Source organism: Nocardia barduliensis, from assembly GCF_013315795.1.
GTDB classification, from domain to species: domain Bacteria; phylum Actinomycetota; class Actinomycetes; order Mycobacteriales; family Mycobacteriaceae; genus Nocardia; species Nocardia barduliensis.
The window spans coordinates 1-21,830 of record NZ_JABLTE010000114.1 but is presented as its reverse complement, the minus strand read 5'-3'; the positions used below and the strand labels follow the sequence as shown (position 1 = coordinate 21,830).

The window sequence follows — 21,830 nt, the reverse complement described above, 5'->3', positions numbered from 1 at the left end:
ACCCCGCCGAACGCGAAGCCGTCCTCCGGAGCGGGAGCGGAGTCCGGGGGTGCTGCTGGTGGTGGTGGTGGGGCTGCTGCCGGTGCCGGTGCGGCCGGTGCGGCGGTGATGGCCGCGCAGCAGATCAAAGCCGCGGGCGAGCAGGGAGTCGCCGCGGTCGAGGCGCAGACCCGCGACGCTGCCGACGGGGGCTGGAATCCCGATTCGCTGACCCCGGCGGAGGTGCGGCGATGACCGCGCGGATGTACGGCCGGTGGGAACGCCCCCGCAGCGCAGGCTTCTTCGGCCTGACGTGGGGTGTGTCGATGGTCGGGCTCGGGCTGGTGATCACGATCATGGCCGGGTTCCTGATCTCGCGCTCGCTCAGCGTCGCCGCCGTCCTGGTGGTCGTGGCCGCGGCGGTGTTCGCACCTTTGGCGGTCACGATCAACGGCCGCACCGGCTGGGAACTTGCGCTGCTGCGCGTCCAGTTCGCCACCGCCCGCGCCCGCGGTGAACACCTCTATCGGGCCGGGCGCTTCGCCCGCATCCCTGGCATCGCGAAACTGCCCGGTCTGCTGGCGGATTCGAGCCTGTCGGAGTACGAGACGGCGGGCGGGCGCCGGTTCGCGATGCTGCACATCCGCCGCAGCGACCACTACGCGGTGGTGCTGAGGGTCGTTCCGCGCGGCAAGGAGCTGGTGGATCAACCCCAGATCGATGCCTGGGTCGAAGGGTACGGGCATTTCCTGGCGACCCAGAGCCGCGGCGGCGAGGTCGTGGCGGTCACCGCAGTTCTTGACAACGTCGTCGAGACCCGGCTGCGCCAGGCCCGCGAGGTCACCCGGCTGGTGCGTGAGCAGGCCCCGGAGTTCGCCCAGGCTGTGATGCGCGAAGCCGCCGCCGACCTCGGCGGAGTCGGTGTGCGGATCGAGGCCCGGATCGCGATCACCTACCGCGCCATCGGCAAGGGCCGCGTGCGCCGCGACGACGCCGAGCAGGCCCGCGAGATCGGGCAACGCCTGCAAGGGGTGCTGTCTCAGCTCGCCCGCGCCGGCCTGCCCGCCACCCCGCTCCAAGCGTGGGAAGTCCTGGCGCTGGTGCGGACCCGTTACGACCTGGCCTCCCAACGCGACGTCGAAGCCGCCGGCGCGTCACTGCTCGAGACCCAGTCCTGGGATTCGGTCGGGCCGATCGCCCACGTCGATCGCTGGGATCACTACGTCCACGACGGAGCCCGCTCGATCACCTGGGAGATGGACGCCGCCCCCCGCGGCGCGGTCATGGAAACCGTTCTCGAGGAACTACTGCGCCCCCGCGCGGACGTGCCACGCAAACGCGTGGCCCTGTTCTACCGGCTGCACTCGGCCGCCGAAGCCACCTCACTCGTGGACTCCGATTTCCGTGACGCCATCGCCGCCGAACAGACCGAACGCGGGATCGCCTCGGCTTCGGCGCGTATCCGGGTCGGCAACACCCAAGCCGCCCGCGAAGAACAAGCCCGCGGCGCGGGCCTGACCCGCTTCGGGGCGCTGGTCACGGTCACCGATCACCTCGACGGTGACTTGCCCGGTATCGAGGCATCGGTCAAGGCCATGAGCGCGGCGTCCCGGTTGAGCGTGCGCCGCTGCTACGGCTCCCAGGCCGCGAGCTTCGCCGCGTCACTGGGGATCGGGTTGATCCTGCCCGAGCACTCCTCGATCTCCAAGCGGGTAAGGATGTGAACGGGTTCACGGAAACTGAAGTGTTCTCAGGGGGAACCCGAGTGCTCTCCACCGGCATCTGGGCGGATTGGTGCTCAGGTTGGTGTGGAAGCTGGCGGACTGGCGGTGTGGGGGTCGTTCTTGCCCACGAAGCGGTTCGAAGCCAACCGGCTCCGGCCAGCCACAATCCAGCTCGGACTTCCCGCCTTCATTTCAGAGGTGGCTCCATGACTTCGATACAACCGCCTCTTCTCCTTCCAAGAGTCGATCGGGCGAATTCATCAGCGGACCTCGATCGGGCACGAGGCCATAGCGATACCCTCGGACTCAACCCGCAGAATGTATTTGCCGGTGTCTGCGACCGAAAACGACGCTATCGGCACGACGCAGGCTCGCCGCACGAGATCACCTTCGGCATACGTCACCCGAACATCCACTGGCTGGGGCGGTCCCTCAACACCCGAAGGCGACTCGACGACAATATTCAATCGAAGCAGCTCATTCCGTTGAGCGGTGCCACATTCGAGCACAATAACCACGGGAATCCTCAATGGCTGCTCCGGCAAAGGTTTTGGATACCAGCTACAGCCCCCGTCAAGCACATTGAACAGACCGTCGCGCAGACTGGTCGAGTTGGCGGCGAAGAAGCTGGAAACACTTACGCCGTCGGTCAAGTCGGCCGCGGTAACGGGTCTGCCCTCGAACCGCAGGACGCCGCCTCCCCCGCCTCCACCACCAGGGCACTGGCCTGGCTTCCCGTCCAACTCGATCTCAAGGTCCGGTGGCAGACTTGCCACGCCAACGATCGTCAGCACGCCGCCCTGGCCGCCGCCACCGAGTGGTTGACCGCCCTCGCCTCCAACCTTGAACACGGCGTGACGGAAATCCATGTGCACGCTCGCCTCGTTGACAACACCCTGGATGATGAGGCCGTTGATCGCTGCATCCGAAAGCTCAGCGACTGGTTGACCCGACGCAGCGCCTTCCTCCTCATGCGCCCGTTTGATCTCGAGAAGCCGGTCGACCGTGTAGGTGTCAAGGTTGCCATCGGCATCGATCTCAATATGGTGAACGGCACACAGCAGTATCAGGTTGTCGAAACCGTGCCGTTCTTCGGCGGTTTGGTTCGCGTCATACCGCGGACCGCCCACGCTCTGCGCCTTGATATGAGCCACCCGCCCCAGAACGACACCGGTCGGACTGATCAACGGTGTGCGACAACCAGGGAAAGCGCACCGGTTCATCGATACAGCAAACAGACGCACAACCGTAGGACGTCGCGGCGCTTTCGGTGGCTTGGCCATGGCCCAACATTGTATGTCGGCACTCCCTCTCGGCTTTATCAGCCAGCCAGTCACCCATCCAGAGAGAAGAACTCAAACCCAGCGTGTCGGGCCGGCGGTGTGGGGGTCGGCCAGTTGCCGGGCGTTGGTGGCCCACCGAACCGCGTTGGTGCCGGTGATCCCAAACATCACCAACAGATGCAGCGGGTCCGCGCCGCAGGCGAGGGCTTCTTCGAGTTTACGGTCGATGCGCAGGCGTTCCAGGGTCGCTGTCATGCCGCGCAGGTTCGGCAGGAACGCCGTGCTGACCGGTCCGGTGCGCAGTGCGGTTTCCTTGCTGATGAGCAGGTGCGGGTTGGCGGTGCGTGGCCAGCGGCTGCGTCGGTGGTCGAGCCATTCGCGCAGTGCAGTGGCGGTGACTTCGTCGATCGGGAGGTCGCGACCGCCGATGGTGATGCGTCGGTTGCCCAAGTCCACGTCGTCAAGCAGCAGCGCCCGGATTTGTCCGGGCCGGGCGGCGTAGATGGCGGCCAAGGCAACGCACAGACGTGCTTGTGGAGTGTCGGCGGCGCGCAGCGCGGCAGCCATCTCGTCGTCGGACAGTGGCTGCCAGATCCGTCGGACTCGTGGTCCATGCCGGATGCCGGCGCAGGGGTTCTGAAAGACCACGCCGTTACGTTTGGCCCACGCGAACAACGACCGCAACCCTCCCAACGCGAGCATCCTCGGCTCACCGTCCAGATCGGCGAGATAGGCGAGGACCTCCTCACGAGTGATCTCGCGCAGGTGATCGTGGCTAGCCGACCATGCCTGCAGCCCGGGCCGCACCCCGTTGAAGTAGGCCATCGCGTTCGCGCGGGTGTGGCGGTGCTGGCGGGGCCCGCCATCATGCAGGGTGCGAACCCAGCATTCAGCCTGCTGGGCGATCGCCGGGGCGAGACCGTCAAGTTTGGCGTCGAGCCAGGTATCGAACACCGCGGGTCGGTCGTCGAGGAGGATTCCCATCGCCGACAAGATGTCGATGACGTGGACCAGCGCGCCGCCACACTGGCGGGAGATCAGCGGGTGGAACTGCGAGACCCGCACGAGGTCGCCGTCAGCGTGGGTGGCCAGCAGCATGACCAGGTTCCGATCGAGTGCCCAGCGCACTTTAGGGGCGAAGCCGTGGGCCTCGGCCGCTGTCCACGACAGGTGCAGGGCCCAGGCCAGCCACGGATTATCCGGCACGGCATCCGATCTCAGATCGACACGGCCACGCCGATAGGTGCGGGGCAGGTCTGTCAACAACAGCAGCTGCGCGGAGTCGAGACTGGGGCGCGACGCGACCGGCGGTGCTTGTCTGGGTCGACGTCCCTTGGCCCCGCGTTGGCGCGGCGTTGCCGGCGGCGGCGCGTGGGGCTGATGGAGGTCGGACAGAAACAGCTGATGGTAGCGGACTTTCGCTACATATGGGGCGAGAACGGTTCTGTCACGGGCGTTCTCGGCGGTGGCGGCCCGGTCGAGCCGGGCCTGGCACCAGCACAGGCGGCAGTAGCTGCCTCTGAGCGGGACCCGGCGGCGGCAAGCCGAACAGTCGCCGACGGGTCGGCGATAGCCGACAGCGAAGTTGTAGCAGGCCATGCACAGGCCCCGAGCATAGGTCGGGCCCCATGCCAGACATTCGAGGCAGCTGGTCACCGAGCGCGCGATCAGTGGCCGGGCACCATTCCGGGCGGCCATCGCTCAGGTCGGCGGCAGCGAACGCCCGTCCCTGCGGCGGGGCACCACCCAGGGGCGAGGTCGTTCCGCCGCAGCCAGCACATCGTTGTCGCTGTCGGAGTCGGGACGGGGCACCGAATCCGGTTCCGGGATCAGCAGTTCACCGATTTCGCAGCCCAGCACGGCGCAGACCACGTCCAGATCGGCGAGCTTGATCGAGGCGGGCTGGCCCGACCACAGATGCGACATCTTGCCCGCGGAAATGACCAGGCCGTGCTCGGCCAGCAGGCGCTGCATCTGCGATGCCTGCCAGATACCGCGGTTCGCAGCAGCCAAGCGCAGATTCCAGCGCATTCACATCAGTCCCTTCAAGCGCGTACCGACGCGTTGCTGACCGGCGATCCAGGCGTCCTCGATCCGGCTTCGGTGCACGTGAACGTATTTCATCGTGGTGGTCACCCAGGCATGGCCATACATCTCCTGGATCGAGATCAAGTCCACGCCGTCCAAGTACAGCTGCGAGGCGCAGTAGTGGCGCAACACGTGCGGCGACATCCGCCCTACCCAGGTCGGCAGATGGGCCCGCGTCGCCTCGGCCAAACTGCGACGCAAGGCGTTGTAACCGACGCGATTTCGCGACCCGTCCGCGCTGATGCGTTCCGTGGGCAGCAGAGGTGCGCCCGGGCGGGTGTGATCGTCGCCGAACTGTCCCCACACGTCCTCGACATACCAGCGCAAGGTGCGGTCGGCGCCGTTGAGCAACGGCACCATTCGCTGCCTCGGTCCCGACCCACGCGCGCCCTTGCCGATCCGGACATGGAGCTTGCCGAAATGCCCAAGCTCCCACCGGATGTCGTCCAAATCGAGATGACGAGCCTCGTTGATCCGCAACCCCACATCGGCCATCAGACGCGACGCGGTGTAGTTCCGGGCGGCCGGTGCGAACTTCCTGCACGTCGCCAGCTCCTGCGCCCATCCCGCGAACAAGGTCTGGACCTCCTCGCGCTGAGGTGGGATCCGCACCCGGGTGTCCTTGTGGCCGCGAGGGCGGTTCATCTCATCGATCGGGCATTCCACCACCCGGCCGGTCATCGCATGCAACTCGACCTTATGCCGAAGCTCGAGGAATTCGAAGTACACCGACAACGCCGCACAACGGGCCAACCTCGTGCCGCTCGGCGACCCGCGCAGCTCCCTCCCGAAGTAGGTGTCCGCGTCCGGCGGCTCCATCTCCCACAACGGGCGACCGAACCACGACCGGATCTGTTCGAGATTGCTCAGGTCACCCCGGATCGTTGCATCGGTCAGCCCCGCTGCCGAGCGCGCGAGCACGAACTCGGCCAGCACATCGGTCTCGAACCGCTCCAACTCCTCGGCCGAGGCCGCCGGCCGAACCGACCGCAGATCCCGGACCGCCGTGACTCCCAACCCACACACCTCGCCTTCACCCGACGTGGAAAGAGGTCGAGAACCATGACACTACTTCAGAAAAGCCGAAACAACCTCAATAAGCCGATCACTACACGAATTACGGTCAACGCCCCTGATCTGCGGTGCATGACCTCCGCCCACCACCGGTCGAACCCGAGTGATGGGGAGCTCGCATGACCGGCAACAGCAACCACCGTGATCGGCGGCGCAGCGAGACCGTCGCGGGGGTGCGGGTGCTCACCGCGACCGCGCGGGCGGCGACCGAAGCCGCTGCCGCCCGGCCCGGGATCCGGGGCTGGTGGGCGCGGCTGGCGATATCGAGCGATGATCATCGCCGGGCCACCGCCGCCCGCCGCACCGAGAACGCGGGTGCCGGAGATGGCTTCGACCGATCGCTGGCGCAGCTCACCGACCGCGGATACCGCGGGCCGGGCGGCGGCCGGGCCGCCGTCGTCCCCACCACCCCGGAATGGCGCGCCACCACCGTCCAAGTCGCCGGACTCTGGCCCTTCTCCGTCGGCGCCAGCGCACCCACCGTCGGCACCCCGGTCGGCTCGCACTACATCACCGGCGCACCGGTCCACTTCGACCCGATGAGCTGGTTCCTCAAAGGATTCATCACCGCACCGATCGCATTCGTGCTGGCACTCAACGGATTCGGCAAATCCTCCCTCATCCGGCGCATGGTGACCGGAGCGGTCGCGGCGGGGGAGACCGTGCTGTGCATGGGCGACACCAAACCCGACTACCGCGACCTCGTGCTGCGCCTGGGCGGACAGGTCGTCGACGTCGGCTACGGGCACGGCACCCTCAACCCCCTCGACGTCGGAGCGCTCGGGGCGATCGTGGACCGGCTCACCGACCTCGACCAGCGCCGCCAGGTCACCGCACGGGTCGAAGCCGGACAGGTCAACATCGTCGCCGGCCTGATCGAACTCGTCCGCGGCTCCCGCGTCGCCGACTACGAAGAAGTCCTCATCGCCGCAGGACTGCGCGAACTCTACAGCGCCGCCAACGATTTCACCCACGAGCGGCCACCGCTGATCGAGGACCTGCTCGCGGTGATCTCCACCGGCGGCGACCGGATGATGCGCTTCGCCGAAGAGGACGACGAAACCAGCTATCGCGCCTCCACCAAGACCCTGCGTCGTTCCTTGCGTGCCCTGGTGGAGGGGCCGTTCGGGGCGATCTTCAACGGCCCCACCACCACGCGGCTGGACCTGGCGAGCCCGGCGGTGTGCGTGGATGTCTCACGGATCCCCGAAGGTGACACCAAACTGCTGGCCGCGGTGCTGATGGTGTGCTGGAGCGAGGGCTTCGGTGCCGTTGCAGCCGCGCACGCCCTCTCCGATGCCGGACTCGCCCCGCCGCGCACCTTCGAAGTGGTGATGGACGAGATCTGGCGCGTCCTCGGGGTCGGGGAATTCATGGTCGACCGCGTCGACGCCCTGACGCGCCTGAACAGGACTTTGGGCACCGGGCTGATCATGTGCAGCCACACCATCAAAGACCTCGCCGCCTTCGATTCCGCTGCGGCACAAGCCAAAGCGCTCGGGTTCTTCGAACGCGCCCGCGCCAAGATCATCGGCCCGGTCGGCCCGGAAGAGATCGACCGCATCCGCGCCGCCGTCGGCATCACCGACACCGAGAAACTCCTCGTCACCTCCTGGGCCGCGCCACGCCCACCTACCGACGACGACCTCGACCCCGGACAGCGCGAAACACCGCCCGGCACAGGATGTTTCCTCCTCAAGACCGGTGAAGCGGCCGAGCCGGGTGTGGCCTTCCGCATGACCTTCACCCCGACCGAACGGGCGAGCCAGGTCCACAACACGAATCAACGTTTCGATCTGGACAGCGAGGCGACAAGGCGATGACCGGCGACGATGATGAACGCGACCTCGAAAACGACCGCCGCCGCAGCGATCCTACTACCGATCACGCTGCTGGTGTTGCTACTCGGGGTGATCGCAGCCGATCCACCCACCTCCTGCGCCACACCGCTGGCCGCCGGAGCGGGCGGGCCGACCGGGCAAACGGTCGCGGGGTTGAGCGAAGCGCAGCTGCGGCTCGCGCGCGACGGGGTCGTGATCGGCAAACAACGCCGGATGCCCGAATCGGTGATCATCGCCGAACTCGCCGCCCAAGCCACGGAGTCCGGGTTCCGGAATCTGGCGAATCCGTCGGTGCCGGAATCGCTGACCTATCCCAACGACGGGCTGGGCCACGACCACGACTCGGTCGGCCCGCATCAACTCCGGGCCAGCGTGTGGGGATCGGTCGGCATCGCGAAGCTGATGCAATCGAGCTACCAGATCAACTGGTTCTACGACCGCGCCGAACAATCAGGTCTCTTGGCGCAACAGCTCTCACCCGCGGAGTTAGCCCAGCACATCGAGCAATCGGCACCCAACGCCTACGCCGGGCAGATCGAACTCGCACGCGAGTTGTATCAGCGTTTCGCCGACATCGACCCCCGCACCGCACCCGCCTCGGCGGGTGCGGCGCCCACAGGCTGTGGGTCGGGGGCAGCGGCGGTGTTGAGTCCCGCCGAGGCCAGCGCGTTCGGGCGCGCGGTGATCGAGCACGCCTCCCGCTGGATCGGCACCCCGTATGTGTGGGGCGGCGGCGATATCAACGGCCCGACCAACGGTGGCCTGGACTGCTCGGGACTGACCCTGTACGCGATCTACCACGCTTCCGGCGGCCGAATCCGGCTCCCGCACTACACCCAAGCCCAGCAGGACCATCCCAGCGCGGTCGTCGTCCCGTTCGCGCAACGACAGCCCGGCGATTTGATCTTCTTCACCTCCCGAGGGGACTCGGATTCCCATCACGTCGGGATCTATCTGGGGCCCGACGATCAGGGACGCGACCAGCTCCTGCACGCTCCCCAATCCGGACAGACGGTGACCACCACTGCCCTCAGCGGATTCGAGGGGGAGCGAATGGACGTACGCCGCTACGAAATCCGCGAATCGACCGGGTTGTCATGACCGATTGCGTCTTCTCACCGGATCTTGCGTCGATCCCGTTGCGCACCGGTGCACGGCCCACAGCATGCCGCGAGAACCCATACCCCGGCCGCGATCACCGCCCCATCTGCCGACGCCCCCGCAGAACCGGAAACAGCACGTAGACAACGACACACGGAGGTCGAACCGTGAGTGAGAACCCCACAGACCGCCCCGCCGCCGGTGCGGGAACGACGATGCGCGATATTGAATTACTGGTCACCACCAACACCGCGCTGCTTCGCCGCACCACCCGTGCCCTGGACCTGGAGCGCTTCGCGCTCGAGCACGGACTCGACGATCCGGCCGGATTTCAGCGATTCGTCCGCGTTCTGCGCTCGATGGCCGGGGTCGACTACGAGGCCGTGCGCGCGCTGAACATCGCGCAGAAGGGCGCCGACCCGATCTTCGCGGTCCGCGCGGTCCACGGTCCGCGACTGGCGCTGTGGTGCGCGGGCACCCGTGCTCATTTCACCGTCATCCGCTCGGGCGGAGAGATCGTCTGGCGCGACCGCCACCCGCCGGACGCGACGGTCAAGAGCGCGGCGCAGGCCGCCGAATCCGCCGCACTCCAGGCGATCCGGGTCGCCGGGCAGACGTGCCGACGGTGGGATGTCGACGCCGCCGCCCTGCGCCTGACCGTCGCACGCAGCCACGGGCTCGATCTGGCCGGGCTCTACCGCGCCGCCCTCGCCGCGAATCTGTTGCTCGAGATCGTCACCGATCCCGTCCGCAATCCGGCAGCCCGCGCCTCGAGCGCCCCCCGCGTCGAATGGCGCGGCAGCGACCTGCTGTCGCTGACCGACCCCGACCACGACCCGGACCAGTCATGAGCAGCCGACGCACAACGGCGGCATGGATCGCCACCGTCGCGATCTGCGCGACAGGATGTGCCGCACAAATTCCCGCCAGCTCTACGACTACCCAGAACAACTGCTACGCAAAAGGTTTCACCGCACCGTTCGATCAGGTCGATCCCTGCGATGCCGACCAGGTACTCACCGCCGCGCTCGGCGCGATCTTCGGCTACCGGCCCAGTGAGCAGGCCGACCCCACCGAGGCGCTGGCCTCGGCACGAGCGTTGCTCGAGGACCGGTTCGCCGCGAGCGCCGCATCCAGCGCGCTGGTCTGGGCGCCGGTCACCACCGCCGTCTGGCAGCAGTGGCGCCACGACCGTGTGCAGGTCGCGACCACCGCGCGAGTACTGGCCGATGACCACCCACCCGACACCACCACCAGGGTGGCCCGAGTCGTGACCGTCGACATCGACGCGCCCGAGTCCGATCCTGGCGCCTTCGCGGTTTACGCCACCGCGACCCGCGGCAGCGTCGAGATGCCATGGCTTCTGTCCGGATTGCAGGTGACCCAGTGAGCGGGGATCCGGTCGAGGAGGGCGGCCAGCAGATGCGTCAGGGCTTCGTCCAAGCCCTGCAAACCGCACATACCACCGCGGCGTTGATGCGCGGACGCGGCACCGATAGCCGATCCCGCACCGAACACCTCCAGCGCGTCGAACAAGCCGATCAACGCGAGCTGCGCTCGATCCGCGAGCACAACGTGAGGGTCGCCGCCGCGATCGACAAATCGACATCCGACTGGCGGGTCAACGAAGCTCGCATCACCGAAATCAAAGGTCGCACCACCCACAACCAGGAAGCCCACACCCTCGCACAAACCGAAACGAAGCGACGCATCGAACGCGCCGACGAACTCCACAGCCTCGACGTCGAATACAAGCAACTGCTGATCGGAATCCGTAAGCGCGCAGCCGGTTTCACCGACACCCTCACCAGCCAAGGCACCGACGGTGAGACTGCGGCATCAACGGCGGCGTTCGCCGCCGCCGACGCCAACCGGGACCTGTCCGAGGAACACGAGCGCGACGCCGACGCATACGACCAGCGCTTCGCCGAGGACACCGGCCACAACGTCACCGAGGTCATCGACGCTCCCTCCCTCCCGGCTGCCGACGCCGACGCCGTGATCGACGTCGAATTCTTCGACATCGAGCCCGACCAACCCGGCGGCGACGACCTCGGCGTCACCGACCCCACCGCATCCACCGAACCCGAGTACCCGGATTCGGTGGCACCGGATGCGTGGCAGCGACTGACCGAAAACCTGACCGCCGAGACCCGCCTCGCACACGCGGTCGACGAACTGATCGATCCCGCGCCCGAGCCTGATCTGCCGATGGCATCGGCGGTCGCCGACGCCGTGGACGCCGCGGTCGGTAGCGGCACCGGTGAGGAACCGCTGCCCGAGGACGCACCAGGCATCGATCCCACGACCGAGCAGTTCGGTCCAGAACCGGAGTGGGAGCTGTGACCGGGTCGAGGAGTCGGTGATGGACAGCCCGACCGCGCTGCAGGCCCACCTGCTCAAGGGCATCCAGAACCTGTCGTTGGACAACGAGCGCCACCGCCCGCGCCCGACCGAGACCGGCGAACCCGCCGCCACCGACGAACAGTGGGGAATCGGGCAGCGCTGCCTGGACCAACTCGAACAGGTCGCCCTCGGAATCGGGGTACCGCACGCGTGGATCGACTACGCCCGCGCATCCGGGCAACGCGGCGAACGGTGGCAGCCGGGCCGGCAGATGCTCGGATCCGGGCGCGTCGAACGCTCAGTGCTGATCACCGCGCTGGGCCGAGACGTTCGCGGCTTGCAGGACATGTCCGGTATCGGCGCGGTCTTCACCCACCGTGGCGTCGACGCCGAGGTCACCGCCCGCTTCCGCCGGATCATGGGCATGACCTGGCAGCGTCTGGGCGCGATCTCCCACGCCCTGGGGTTGACGACCGAAGAACGACACCAGGTCTGGGCCCGCGGCGAGCGCCACTGGTCCACTGCGGTCGCCGAGCGACTCCGCGACACCGACTTGAAGTCGCTGGCACAGGACTGGAACCGGATCGTCACCGCTGACTTCAGCGCGGCGACCATCCCGGTGGTCGTGCTGCAAGCGGCCGGGATCACCGCCGCCGACGCCCACGCGGCGATGCCGACCTCGCCCGACGACATGGTCACCGAGGTCACCGAAGCCCTCGCCCTGCTCGACGAACGCCACATTCCCGACCCCGCCATCGCCCGCACGGCCGCTGCGATCGCCACCGCGGTAGAGCCCTCACCCGAGCCCGGCGCGGCCCTCGCCGACCCGGACTCCACCGCGGCGGGCGAACAGATTTCCCTGCCCTCCTACCCCGATCCGAGCGACGGAGCCGAACCATGACGGCAGCTACAGCGATGCAACCGAAAACCGTTGTGCCACAACCTCGAATAGGAAGGAGAAGGCAGATGAGTCGAACCGATGATCTCGGGGACTTGGCGAGCTGGAAAGCCGGGCTGCTCGCGCGGATCCAAGAGCGTGGCGTCGAGGACGCGCGGTTGCTGTATCGGGGATATCCCGAATACGGCACCGGCTTCGGACGCCGTGACATCGCGATCCAATCCTGGCAAGCGCACCTGCGCGACCTCAAGGCCGAACAGCGGGAATTGATCGTGCGCACCGACACCCCCGGAATCCCGCCCACGGCGATCGCCGCGGCGGTGGAAAACGGCAAGGCGGGCCGACGGTGGGGCGAGGCCGTGACCGACCCACCGACAACCCGCCACGGCGACGACCCGGTCCGCGCGCAGATGATTGCGGCGATCGCCGAGGACATCTGGACGTTGGAACACATGGCTGCCATCGCCATCGCGCGCGAAGAACGCGAGGTCGGCAACCCGACCGACAGCGCCGGTCACCAGCAGTACCTGATCAACATGGACCTGCTGTGGGAACGCGTCGACTCCGTCGCGGCGCTCGCCGAACTGACCCTGGCCGAACGCGATCAACTCTGGGGACGTGACGACCTCGGCTGGTCGCGGCTGGTGGCGGCGAGCACGGATCGGTGGCTCGAACCACCCGATCACCCGCCGGATAACGGGCCGACCGGCGGGGTCGAGCTGTGAGCGGGTGGCGATCATGACGACTCCGCCCCCGGCGCCAGGATCCCGCGAATCGGTCGTGCAGTGGCAAGCCCAGCTGCTCTCCCAGATCCGGCTGCTCACCGGCGAGCACACCCGAATCCTCGGTGCAGGCTGGGAAGGGTTCGAACCGCTGGATTCCGGCGGTGACGCCGAATCGGCTTGGCGGCAACACCTCGACGCCCTGTCCGCCGAGCGAGAGCGCACTGAGCAGACCGCGCTCTCGGCGGGTGTGCGGCAGGAATGGATCGACGACGCGGTCGCGCTCGGCGAGAACAGTGCCCGGCCCCGTGTGGATGCCCTGTCGAGATTGGATTCGATGCCCTGGCGCGACAACGCCGCCCAAGGATTCTTCGTCGGCATGCTCGGGCTGGACCTGTGGCATTTGGAGCGGATGGCCGCGTTGGCGGCCGAACGTGACGACCGCGTCGCGACCGGCCGCTGGAGCTACGGCAAGAACCCGATGTCGGAAAAGCAGTTCGCCCAGAACATGGAGCTACGTCACGAACGGGTGGTCGCGCTGGCACACGCCGCGCAGATCACCGAGGACGAGGCCGACATGTTGTGGGGCGACGCTGCCGAACCCTACCGGCGTGATCACGCCGTACGGCTGGAAATCCGCGACGAACTCAGTGTGGCCCGAGCATGGCACTCCTACACCAAACCCAGCACCGAACTGTCGGTACCGCCCTACGTTCCGACCGACCCCGCCACAGGCACCCCAATCGTCGGCGCGCACACGCTGCCACCGACACCGCAACAGATGATCGCCGCCGCCGCGGCGACACTGCGCGCCGAATTCATCAACGCCGCATTAGCCGACACCGACGTCGCCGCCGACACCACCACCGCGCTCGGCGCCATCTCCGCTGCCGTGGACGATGAGCTGCCCGCCGAGGACACCGGCCTCGCCATCGACCCCGACCTCGGACCGGATCCGGACAGTGACGGCGGATATCGCCACGACTACGGCACCGACCCCTGACCACCTGACAGACCCTGCGTTTCGTCGATGCCGTCGGTCACGGGTACTGGCCGCGACATCGAACCCGCCACCGGGGACACCGATTCTTCCTCCTCTCTGTTTCGGAGGCTGCCGATGTCCATCCCGCAAGCACCACACCACCGAACACCGCGACACCGTGACCACACCGCGGGCAGGCGCTGATGAGCTGGCCCGACTCGCACCCCGGATCGCCCACCGATCCCGGCTACTACCACGACGCCGCCGACGAGCGTGAAGCCCAACTGCGCGCCGATTTCGCCCTCTACCACAACCTCCGCGAAATCGCGCCGTTCGGCGAAACATCCGATCAAGTCGCCGAATTGACCGCCCAAGCCCAGATGCTGGCCGAGCGGTGGACCGGTGCCGGTCACACCGAATTCGCCCGGCTGTGGATGCAATTGGACGCCAGCACCGCTGCCTGGCTGGCCCGGCCGGAAACCACGCGCGCCGCCTACGACCGCCTCGCACAAGCACATGCCACAGGTGATCAGCTCGTCGACGACCTGACCTGGCGCACCCTGCGCCAGACCGCGATCCTGACCGGACGCATCGAACCCGGCATCACCGGATCGGTACAGGACAGCGCACGCTCACGCCCCCAGGACCGGGCGAAAGTGATCGAGCTGCGCCCGACGAGCCGGGTGGACCGCGCACTCGGCGGACGTGGACCCGAGATCTCGCTGAAGGAAGTCGACGCGCTCATCGCTTCCACCGACGAGCTGCTCGACGCCGAAGAACGCGACGGCGACCTCGATACCGGCGCAGACCAACGCAGCGTCGAGCGGCAAGCGGCACTGCGGCGGGTCCAGGACCTGTCGGCCGAGCACACCCGCACCAGCACCCGCTTCGCCGGCGTGCCCAGCCACGACCAGGACCTCATCGAGCGCCTGGACGAGCTGCTGGCCCAGACCCGCGACGCCCGCGCGGAGGCGGCACGGGCCGGGGCCACTCAAGACCAGATCGACCTCGCCTACCTCGCCGGACGCGACGGCACCTACGCCCACACCACCACCGAACCCGATGCGACCGCCGCCGACCGCATCGGCGCGGCAGTCTCGGCCGCCATCCCCGCCGACCCGGTCGACACACCCGGCGCCGGGCCCGAGCCCGACCTCGATACCGAGCCCGACCCGTCCCGAGACATCGAGGTGTCGCTGTGAAAACGACTGTCCACCAACAGATATCGAAAACCGATCGAGGAGTGCGCGCATGATCTCGACACGGGAGACCCGTCGACGGACCAAGAGCGGGATCGGGGAAGAGACCACGATCCTGATGCTGTTCGTTGCGGCGGTCGCGGTGGCGCTCACCGCCTGGGCGGCGCTGTCGCTGGGCCGGTGGTGGGCCGGATTGCCGGTCACCGGGAACCCGGCCGCCGCGCTGCTGGCCGTCGCGCTCGGCAAAGCGAGCTGGCCGTGGCAGGCCACGCTCGTGGCCGTCGCGCTCTACGGCCTCGAAGCGGGCGCGCTCGTCGCCGGATGGCGACTGCTGCGCACACCGCACGAGATCGACAGCGCCGCACGGACCATGCAGCGCCCCAGCCAGATCCGTATCGCACGCGCCGGCGACAACGCGGCGGCCAACCGGCGGTTGCTGGCCGACGCACCCGAGGACGTCCAAGAACTCAAAGGCCCGCCCCTGGGCCGAACGGTCGTCGGCGGGGTCGAGCTGTTCGTGCCCGCCGAGTTGGGGGTGACGATCGCGGCGGGTACCCGCACCGGCAAGACCATGGCCTGGGCCATCCCGGCGGTCCTCGCCGCGTGGGGGCCGTGCCTGGCCACCTCGAACAAACCCGATCTCTACCGCCACACCCTCGCCGGACGGCAAGAGGCGGGCGATATCTGGCTCTCGGACCTGCAAGGGGTCACCGGAACACCGACCTGCGGGTTCTGGGTGAATTTGCTGACACAGGTCACAGGCTTGCCGGCGGCACGCAAACTGGCCGGGTTCTTCGTCTCCGCATCCTCGGGAACCGCCGCCCAAGCCGCGAATGCCAAGGTGGACAGTTACTTCGATGGCGGCGCCCAAGAACTACTCGCCCTCTACATACTCGCCGCCGCCCGCGCGGGCGGGGATCTGCTGCACGTGGCCGAATGGCTGGGCAAGGATCAGGATCCCACCCCGGCACTGATCCTGAATGCCCACGGCCAGCGCCGTCCCGCCGAACGTATCCGCGAGTCCCAGGCCCTCTACTCCCGCCAAAGAGACGGGCTCTACGACATGGCCAGAAGGTTTCTGAACGTCTTGGCCGACGCCGACTACGCGCGGATGGTGACCCCGCCTTCACGCACTCATCTGCGGGTGCGTGAAGGCAAAGCGGGTGTCGTGATCGAGAACACGGCCCAGCCCCGCACGCACGAGTTGCCGGAGTTCAAGCCGGTCGATTTCGTCGAATCCACCGACACCGTGTACGCGCTGAGCATGGCCGGACCCGACGGGGCGACCCCGCTGACCTCGGCGCTGGTCGGGCAGATCATCGAGGCCGCACTGAGCGCCGCGCGCGCCCGGCCCGACGGCAGGCTGGCGGTGCCGCTGCTCGGTGTGCTCGACGAGGCCGCCAACTGCGCCCGCATCAGCGAACTCCCCAGTTACTACACCTATTCGGGGGGCTGCGGAATCATCTTGATGACCATCCTGCAAGTTCTCGAACAGGGCGAAGACCTGTGGGGCGCCAACGGACTCAAGACGATGCGCGCCCAGTCGATCGAGGTCTACGGCGGCGGAATCGCCGCGGTCGACTACCTCCAGCACTGGTCACAGATGGCCGGACAGCACGATGTCGCCGACCGCTCCCGCAGCCGCGGCCAAGGCGGCACCAACCGCACGCTGTCGTGGCGCGCCGAACCCATCCTCGAGGTCTCCCAGCTCGCCGCGCTCCCCAAAGACCGCGCCCTGGTCCGGCTGCCCGGACACGGACCAGTCCTCGTATCCAAAACCTGGTGGCAGGACACCGAATACGCACCGCTGATCCACCGATCGCTGAAGCAATTCGCCACCGACAGCCAGCCCGTCGCCCTCGTCGTACCCGAGAAACCCGACGACGCAGACGACGGTCCGGACGCCGAAGGGCAACGGTCATGAACGCCACGAACCCGACGGCACCAGCCGCCAAACCAGCGCAGGCCCGCAAACCCTCCTATCCCCACTTCGTCGCCTTCGCCGAGAAATGGCTGCTGCCCTTGATCAGCGTCCGGATCTCCGGCGGCCAACGCGAGAACACCTACACCTGGTGTGAGCAATGGTGGGCACACCGCCCCGTCGCGGTCCGCATCGCCTTCTTGCACACCGCGTTCGAAGCCTCCCGTGGCCCCGGCGCCAGCGGATTCGTCACCGGCCACGTCGACCCCCATTTCCGCGTCATACTCGACGCCGCCAAAGGACCCCTGCACCGCTGCACCCCGACCGACCACGTCAAGACACCATCGCTGCCGTTCGAACCCGTTCCCCCCGAACGCATCCCGCCCACCGACCGCGCGGAACAAGTCGCACCCACCGAGACCGGTACCGGCTCGACGAAGAACACCGACTCCGAGAAGAAGAAGCCGCCACCGCGGTTCACCAACTACGGACTCTGGGTGCAGCAGTGGCTGCTACCGGTGACCTCGGTACGCATCGCCGCCCAGCATCGCGAGGGCACCTACACCTGGTGCACCCGCTGGTGGGAACACCACAGCGTCGCAGTTCGGTTCGCGCTGCTGCACGCGGCGTTCGAGGCCGCGGTCATCTCCACCGACAAGACCGCGATGTCGTCGCTGTTCACCCGTCAGATCGATCCGACCATGCGCCTGGTCCTCGACGCCGCCAACGGGCCGCTGCACCGCTGCACACCCAGCGACCACGTCGAGCTGCCCGGACTGGCCGCCAGCCGCGTACCCCGTAACTGGTTCGGCGCGCCCGGCGCGCGGCCGGCGATCGAACGGCTGGGATTCGGGCCCGATTTCCGAGCCCTCGCTCCCGGCGAGGACGAGGAGGAGCTGTCGTGATCACGCCCTCCCGAGTCCAGACACGGGTGCTCAAGGCCGTCCAGAACCGCAGTCGCGCCATCGCCGCCATGCTCGCCGAGGCCGAAGGATTCGACCGCTCACCGACGCAGGAGTGGTTCGGCACCTACCAGCACCACGCCATCGGGCGCGCGGACCTGATCGCCGCCGCCACCGCAGGGGGACTACCGAGCGAATGGCTCGACCAGGCCCAGGCGCGCGGCGAGCGCGGGATCGGATGGCGCGCGGATCTGTATCTGGTGACCCCCGGCCCGACAGACTGGGACCGGATCCTCGGCGATCTCACCGGGGATGTGGCCCGGATCCAGGAATGGGAAGCACTCGATACCGCCCACCGGCAGCTGCACGCCCACGACCCAGGCGGCGCGTCGGCGAGCCTGCGCACCAACCTGACCGCCCTGCACATGCGCACCGCCGGTGTCGCGAATCTGCTGGGACTGACCGCCGATCAAGGAACCCAGTTGTGGGGCGAACTCGACGACTGGGCACGCTCGGCCGCCGCCACGCTCGACGGACTGCCCGCCGAACAGATCCGGCACCGCTGGCACGCCGCCGCCGACACCGACACCCGCGCCTGGGCCGGGCAAGCCACCGCGCTGGCCACCGACGCCAGGATCGCCGTCAACACCAGCCCCGCGCTGCCCGCCCCTGCGGCCCTGCGGACCGCGATCGCCGACGAATTGGGACCGGTCCACGCGCAGCTCGTTCCCGCGCGCGACACCGAGCTTCGCGCGGCGCTGGACGCGGCGATCCCCGAACCCGACCAGCAATCGCCGAGCACCGAGGTGCTGTTCAGCGACGCACCGTCCCCCGATGAACCGTGGGTTTCCGAACACGCCGGTGGGGAACCGGTATTCCTGAGCGCGGAGGGGAGTCCGTGGTGAGCGGGGTCGCGATGCCTGTGCGGGTGCGCGATATCCCCGCCGACCACGCGCAGGGACTGCGGCGCATCCATGAGCTCGCCGCCGAAAGCGCCCGCCTGCACCATCTGCAGAACACCGCAGGGGCGTCGGTCACCGAGCGGCTGGGCCGGCAACAACAGATCGATCAGGCCGACCGCGAGCGGGGCCTGCTCGAAATCACGGTCCGGGGCAACGGCGTCCCCACCGAATGGGTGGACCTCGCCCGGCGACTCGGATTCTCCCGACAGCCCTGGACCCCGGCACAGATCCTGCCCCCGCCTTCGCCCTCGACACCTGCGCGCGGAAACCGCAACCGGGTCGCCTCCGACACCCATCTGCTCGCCGACATGGCCGCGGTCTCCGCGGTGCGCCAGCACCTGCTGACCCACCACCAGATCAGCATCGACCCGAACTCGGTCGCCGAACACCAGTTCCGTCGCAACATGCACACGGTCTGGCAGCGCGCCGTCGTCACCGCCGCAGCGATCGGTATGCCCACATCCCAGCGCGAACGCATCACCGATGCCGCCGCCGCTGGCCTCGACCAGCGCCTGAGCATCTACCGGGATCTCACCCTCGACGACCTCGACACCCTGTGGCACGCCTACACGGGCGCCGCCTTCGGCGACACCGCGCGCCGAAAGCTCACCAAGGCGCCCGAACGCGACACCACCAACGCCGCGTTTCCCGCTCCCACGGACTGGCTCGAACAGGCCCGGACCGGTCTGTCCAGCACGCTGCCCACCGACCCCGCCGACGACATCGCCGCTGCGGTCGCCGCAGCCGTCACCGACACCGACCCCGACCAGGGCACCGAGCGAGAACGCGACCACGACCCCGTCGTGGACCAGTTCGCCGACCACCAGGTCGCGACGGAGTCCGGACCCGACCCGTGATCTGTCCGACATCGGCGCGCCCGCAACCAGCACAGGAGCAGACGTGACCCGCCCTCGCGGCAGACACGACCCGCCCGGCCCCGACAACCGCCACAACCGCCGACGACGCAGTCGGCCGATCCCGCACCGAGACAACAGGTCTCGAACATCAGAAGGAGAACCCACCGTGTCCGTCACCAACGATCGACTCACCCGACCGGCCGGACTTCGCCGCCAAGTCTTCGGCCACCTTCGCGTCACCTACCTGCCCGACGGCGTGGCGCTGCTGGATGCCCGGCGCTGGCTGCCCGACGCCGACGAACACGTGTGGCGTCAGTTCACCGCCTTGCTCGATCCCGACGGCTACCTCGTGGCCAGCGTGGGCGCGCTGCTCATCGAATACGGCAACCGCGCCATGCTCATCGACGCCGGATTCGGGCCGCTGGCCGTGCCCACCCCGGTAGGACAACTGCGCGGCGGGCAACTGATCGACAGCCTCGCCGCCGCCGGGAAATCGGTCAACGACATCGAACTTGTCGCTCTCACCCACCTGCACATGGACCACATCGGCTGGCTGTGGCAAGCCCATACCGACACCACCATCAACGTCTTCGCCGGAATCCCGGTACTGGTCAGCACCACCGAATGGGACATGCGCGACCTCGCCATCGCCGACGGCACACCCCCGGAAGTACTGGCCACCTTCGCCACCCAGATCCGTCCCGTCCCCGACAGTGAGTTCTTCCCCGGCGTGCGTGCCCTACCCACACCGGGACACAGCCTCGGCCACACCAGCTACCTACTCAGCAGCCTCGGCGAGCGGCTGATCGTGTTCGGCGACGCCCTCACCACCCCCGTCCAGATCACCCACCCGCACCTGACCACCGCCGTTGACGACGACCACGCACAGTCGCGGGACTCCGCCGCCCGGCTTCTGCGTGAACTCGCCGAGCCGCACACCCGCGGGTTCGGCATGCATTTCGCCGACATCCAGTTCGGCCGCCTCGTCACCCACGAGCACACCAACCACTGGCAGCCCGAATAGCGCCCGCCACCACACCGATGAAGGACGACACCATGACCCAATACCGACCCACCACCGTCAACACCGACCGACCGGATCCCCGCATCGCCGTGCGCGATATCGACAGCGAAGCCGAACTGCACCAGTTCGTACGCTGGGCCGCGATGAGCGGCGTCGGGGATCCGGACTTCTTGGTCGAGTACCTGCTCGGGTTCCACCAGGACGGACTGCTCGGCAGCGACCTCGTCACCACCCGAGCCACACTGCGCCGGACCCTCGACAGCCACGGCGTGCCCGCCGCCGCTGCCACCCGCACCAGTGCCTCGGTCGCCGTGGTCGACGGCCAACTGGCCGGAGGCATCCTCAGCGGGCCCACCCTATGGCTGCTCACCCGCGTCATCGCCACCAGCCCCGACCACCTACTCCTCGCGCTGCTGCGCACCAGCGAGATCCAGGTCTTGGCCGTCGATGAACAGCATCGACGAACCGGCGCGGGAGCAGCCCTGGTGAACAGCGCCATCCGATCCTCGCGAGCCCTGAAAGCCCACGTGCTCTACGGACAGTTCCCCAACACACCGCGGTTGTTGAGCTTCTATCACGGCTGTGGACTCACCGTCCACACCCCCGGCGCCGCCATCGATTTCGGCAAACTCGCCGGAATCGACCTGACCATCAACACCTCCAGCGAAGACCGGTTCTTCACCCACAACCTCCGCTGAACTCGCACGCGGCGCGACGGCGCGATTGCCGGGCACACGAGAGATCCGCCCCGCGCAACCGCGTCGTCGGCCAGTCGGCACCGACCGGCCGCCTTCTCCACGGGGGACTGTGGATCTAAGGGTGTTTCCGGCCTGATTCGCTGATCGGATGGTCAGCGGGAAGGTGCCGTGATGACGACACTTGATGCCGTGGCGAAGAAGAAGGCCGAGGCGTCGGCTGAGGAGCTGG

Annotated in this window: 21 protein-coding genes; 17 read left to right on the top strand and 4 right to left on the bottom strand. The window is 68.0% G+C overall.

The window, feature by feature from the left end; genetic code table 11:
* The first annotated feature begins 108 nt into the window (after positions 1 to 108).
* The gene (locus HOV91_RS40645) at positions 109 to 234 is read left to right on the top strand and encodes a hypothetical protein (protein WP_281371048.1); all 126 of its coding nucleotides are present in this window, start codon (positions 109 to 111) and stop codon (positions 232 to 234) included.
* A complete protein-coding gene (locus HOV91_RS32515) occupies positions 231 to 1,703 on the top strand; it encodes an SCO6880 family protein (protein WP_043738536.1) in 1,473 nt (490 codons plus the stop codon). The genes HOV91_RS40645 and HOV91_RS32515 overlap by 4 nt, the downstream gene beginning before the upstream one ends.
* 260 nt (positions 1,704 to 1,963) lie before the next feature.
* Here the strand turns inward: HOV91_RS32515 and HOV91_RS32510 are convergent, their stop codons facing one another.
* The 4 genes from HOV91_RS32510 to HOV91_RS32495 all read right to left on the bottom strand — a co-directional run bounded on the left by HOV91_RS32510 (position 1,964) and on the right by HOV91_RS32495 (position 6,091).
* Positions 1,964 to 2,986, bottom strand: a complete 1,023-nt coding sequence (locus HOV91_RS32510; protein ID WP_157227891.1) for a hypothetical protein — start codon at positions 2,984 to 2,986, stop codon at positions 1,964 to 1,966.
* 72 nt (positions 2,987 to 3,058) lie between these two features.
* The gene (locus HOV91_RS32505; RefSeq protein WP_051047488.1) at positions 3,059 to 4,585 is read right to left on the bottom strand and encodes a tyrosine-type recombinase/integrase; all 1,527 of its coding nucleotides are present in this window, start codon (positions 4,583 to 4,585) and stop codon (positions 3,059 to 3,061) included.
* Positions 4,586 to 4,687: 102 nt separating this feature from the next.
* Positions 4,688 to 5,017 carry a helix-turn-helix domain-containing protein gene (locus tag HOV91_RS32500; protein WP_043738534.1) on the bottom strand — a complete coding sequence of 110 codons (330 nt, stop codon included), beginning with the start codon at positions 5,015 to 5,017 and terminating at the stop codon, positions 4,688 to 4,690.
* A complete protein-coding gene (locus tag HOV91_RS32495; RefSeq protein WP_043738532.1) occupies positions 5,018 to 6,091 on the bottom strand; it encodes a tyrosine-type recombinase/integrase in 1,074 nt (357 codons plus the stop codon).
* A 176-nt stretch (positions 6,092 to 6,267) separates the two neighbouring features.
* Here HOV91_RS32495 and HOV91_RS32490 point away from each other — a divergent pair, with 176 nt between their 5' ends.
* The 15 genes from HOV91_RS32490 to HOV91_RS32420 all read left to right on the top strand — a co-directional run bounded on the left by HOV91_RS32490 (position 6,268) and on the right by HOV91_RS32420 (position 21,601).
* Positions 6,268 to 7,971: a putative type IV secretion/conjugal transfer ATPase gene (locus HOV91_RS32490; protein ID WP_086007615.1), complete on the top strand. Its 1,704-nt coding sequence runs from the start codon at positions 6,268 to 6,270 to the stop codon at positions 7,969 to 7,971.
* Positions 7,972 to 7,980: 9 nt separating this feature from the next.
* Positions 7,981 to 9,090: a C40 family peptidase gene (locus HOV91_RS32485; protein ID WP_245560544.1), complete on the top strand. Its 1,110-nt coding sequence runs from the start codon at positions 7,981 to 7,983 to the stop codon at positions 9,088 to 9,090.
* A gap of 167 nt (positions 9,091 to 9,257) precedes the next feature.
* Positions 9,258 to 9,941 (top strand): hypothetical protein, encoded by a 684-nt coding sequence (locus HOV91_RS32480; protein WP_157227889.1) that lies wholly within the window; start codon positions 9,258 to 9,260, stop codon positions 9,939 to 9,941.
* The gene (locus tag HOV91_RS32475; RefSeq protein WP_043738529.1) at positions 9,938 to 10,480 is read left to right on the top strand and encodes a hypothetical protein; all 543 of its coding nucleotides are present in this window, start codon (positions 9,938 to 9,940) and stop codon (positions 10,478 to 10,480) included. The genes HOV91_RS32480 and HOV91_RS32475 overlap by 4 nt, the downstream gene beginning before the upstream one ends.
* Positions 10,477 to 11,436 (top strand): hypothetical protein, encoded by a 960-nt coding sequence (locus tag HOV91_RS32470; RefSeq protein ID WP_043738528.1) that lies wholly within the window; start codon positions 10,477 to 10,479, stop codon positions 11,434 to 11,436. Before HOV91_RS32475 ends, HOV91_RS32470 begins: the two co-directional genes overlap by 4 nt.
* 19 nt (positions 11,437 to 11,455) lie before the next feature.
* Positions 11,456 to 12,337 (top strand): hypothetical protein, encoded by an 882-nt coding sequence (locus tag HOV91_RS32465; RefSeq protein WP_043738527.1) that lies wholly within the window; start codon positions 11,456 to 11,458, stop codon positions 12,335 to 12,337.
* Positions 12,338 to 12,402: 65 nt separating this feature from the next.
* Positions 12,403 to 13,059: a hypothetical protein gene (locus tag HOV91_RS32460; RefSeq protein ID WP_043738526.1), complete on the top strand. Its 657-nt coding sequence runs from the start codon at positions 12,403 to 12,405 to the stop codon at positions 13,057 to 13,059.
* 13 nt (positions 13,060 to 13,072) lie between these two features.
* Positions 13,073 to 14,059, top strand: coding sequence for a hypothetical protein (locus HOV91_RS32455; RefSeq protein WP_157227887.1), 987 nt, complete (start codon positions 13,073 to 13,075; stop codon positions 14,057 to 14,059).
* 182 nt (positions 14,060 to 14,241) lie between these two features.
* The gene (locus HOV91_RS32450) at positions 14,242 to 15,240 is read left to right on the top strand and encodes a hypothetical protein (RefSeq protein WP_043738521.1); all 999 of its coding nucleotides are present in this window, start codon (positions 14,242 to 14,244) and stop codon (positions 15,238 to 15,240) included.
* Positions 15,241 to 15,289: 49 nt separating this feature from the next.
* On the top strand, positions 15,290 to 17,161 hold the full coding sequence (locus HOV91_RS32445; protein WP_051047468.1) for a type IV secretory system conjugative DNA transfer family protein: 1,872 nt from the start codon (positions 15,290 to 15,292) through the stop codon (positions 17,159 to 17,161).
* On the top strand, positions 17,158 to 18,063 hold the full coding sequence (locus HOV91_RS32440) for a DUF4913 domain-containing protein (protein WP_051047467.1): 906 nt from the start codon (positions 17,158 to 17,160) through the stop codon (positions 18,061 to 18,063). Before HOV91_RS32445 ends, HOV91_RS32440 begins: the two co-directional genes overlap by 4 nt.
* The gene (locus HOV91_RS32435) at positions 18,060 to 18,965 is read left to right on the top strand and encodes a hypothetical protein (RefSeq protein ID WP_043738518.1); all 906 of its coding nucleotides are present in this window, start codon (positions 18,060 to 18,062) and stop codon (positions 18,963 to 18,965) included. The genes HOV91_RS32440 and HOV91_RS32435 overlap by 4 nt, the downstream gene beginning before the upstream one ends.
* On the top strand, positions 18,962 to 19,879 hold the full coding sequence (locus tag HOV91_RS32430; RefSeq protein ID WP_157227885.1) for a hypothetical protein: 918 nt from the start codon (positions 18,962 to 18,964) through the stop codon (positions 19,877 to 19,879). Before HOV91_RS32435 ends, HOV91_RS32430 begins: the two co-directional genes overlap by 4 nt.
* A gap of 166 nt (positions 19,880 to 20,045) precedes the next feature.
* Entirely contained in the window at positions 20,046 to 20,903 is an 858-nt protein-coding gene (locus HOV91_RS32425) for an MBL fold metallo-hydrolase (protein WP_051047466.1), read from the top strand.
* Positions 20,904 to 20,935: 32 nt separating this feature from the next.
* Positions 20,936 to 21,601 (top strand): GNAT family N-acetyltransferase, encoded by a 666-nt coding sequence (locus tag HOV91_RS32420; protein WP_157227883.1) that lies wholly within the window; start codon positions 20,936 to 20,938, stop codon positions 21,599 to 21,601.
* Positions 21,602 to 21,830 lie beyond the last annotated feature (229 nt).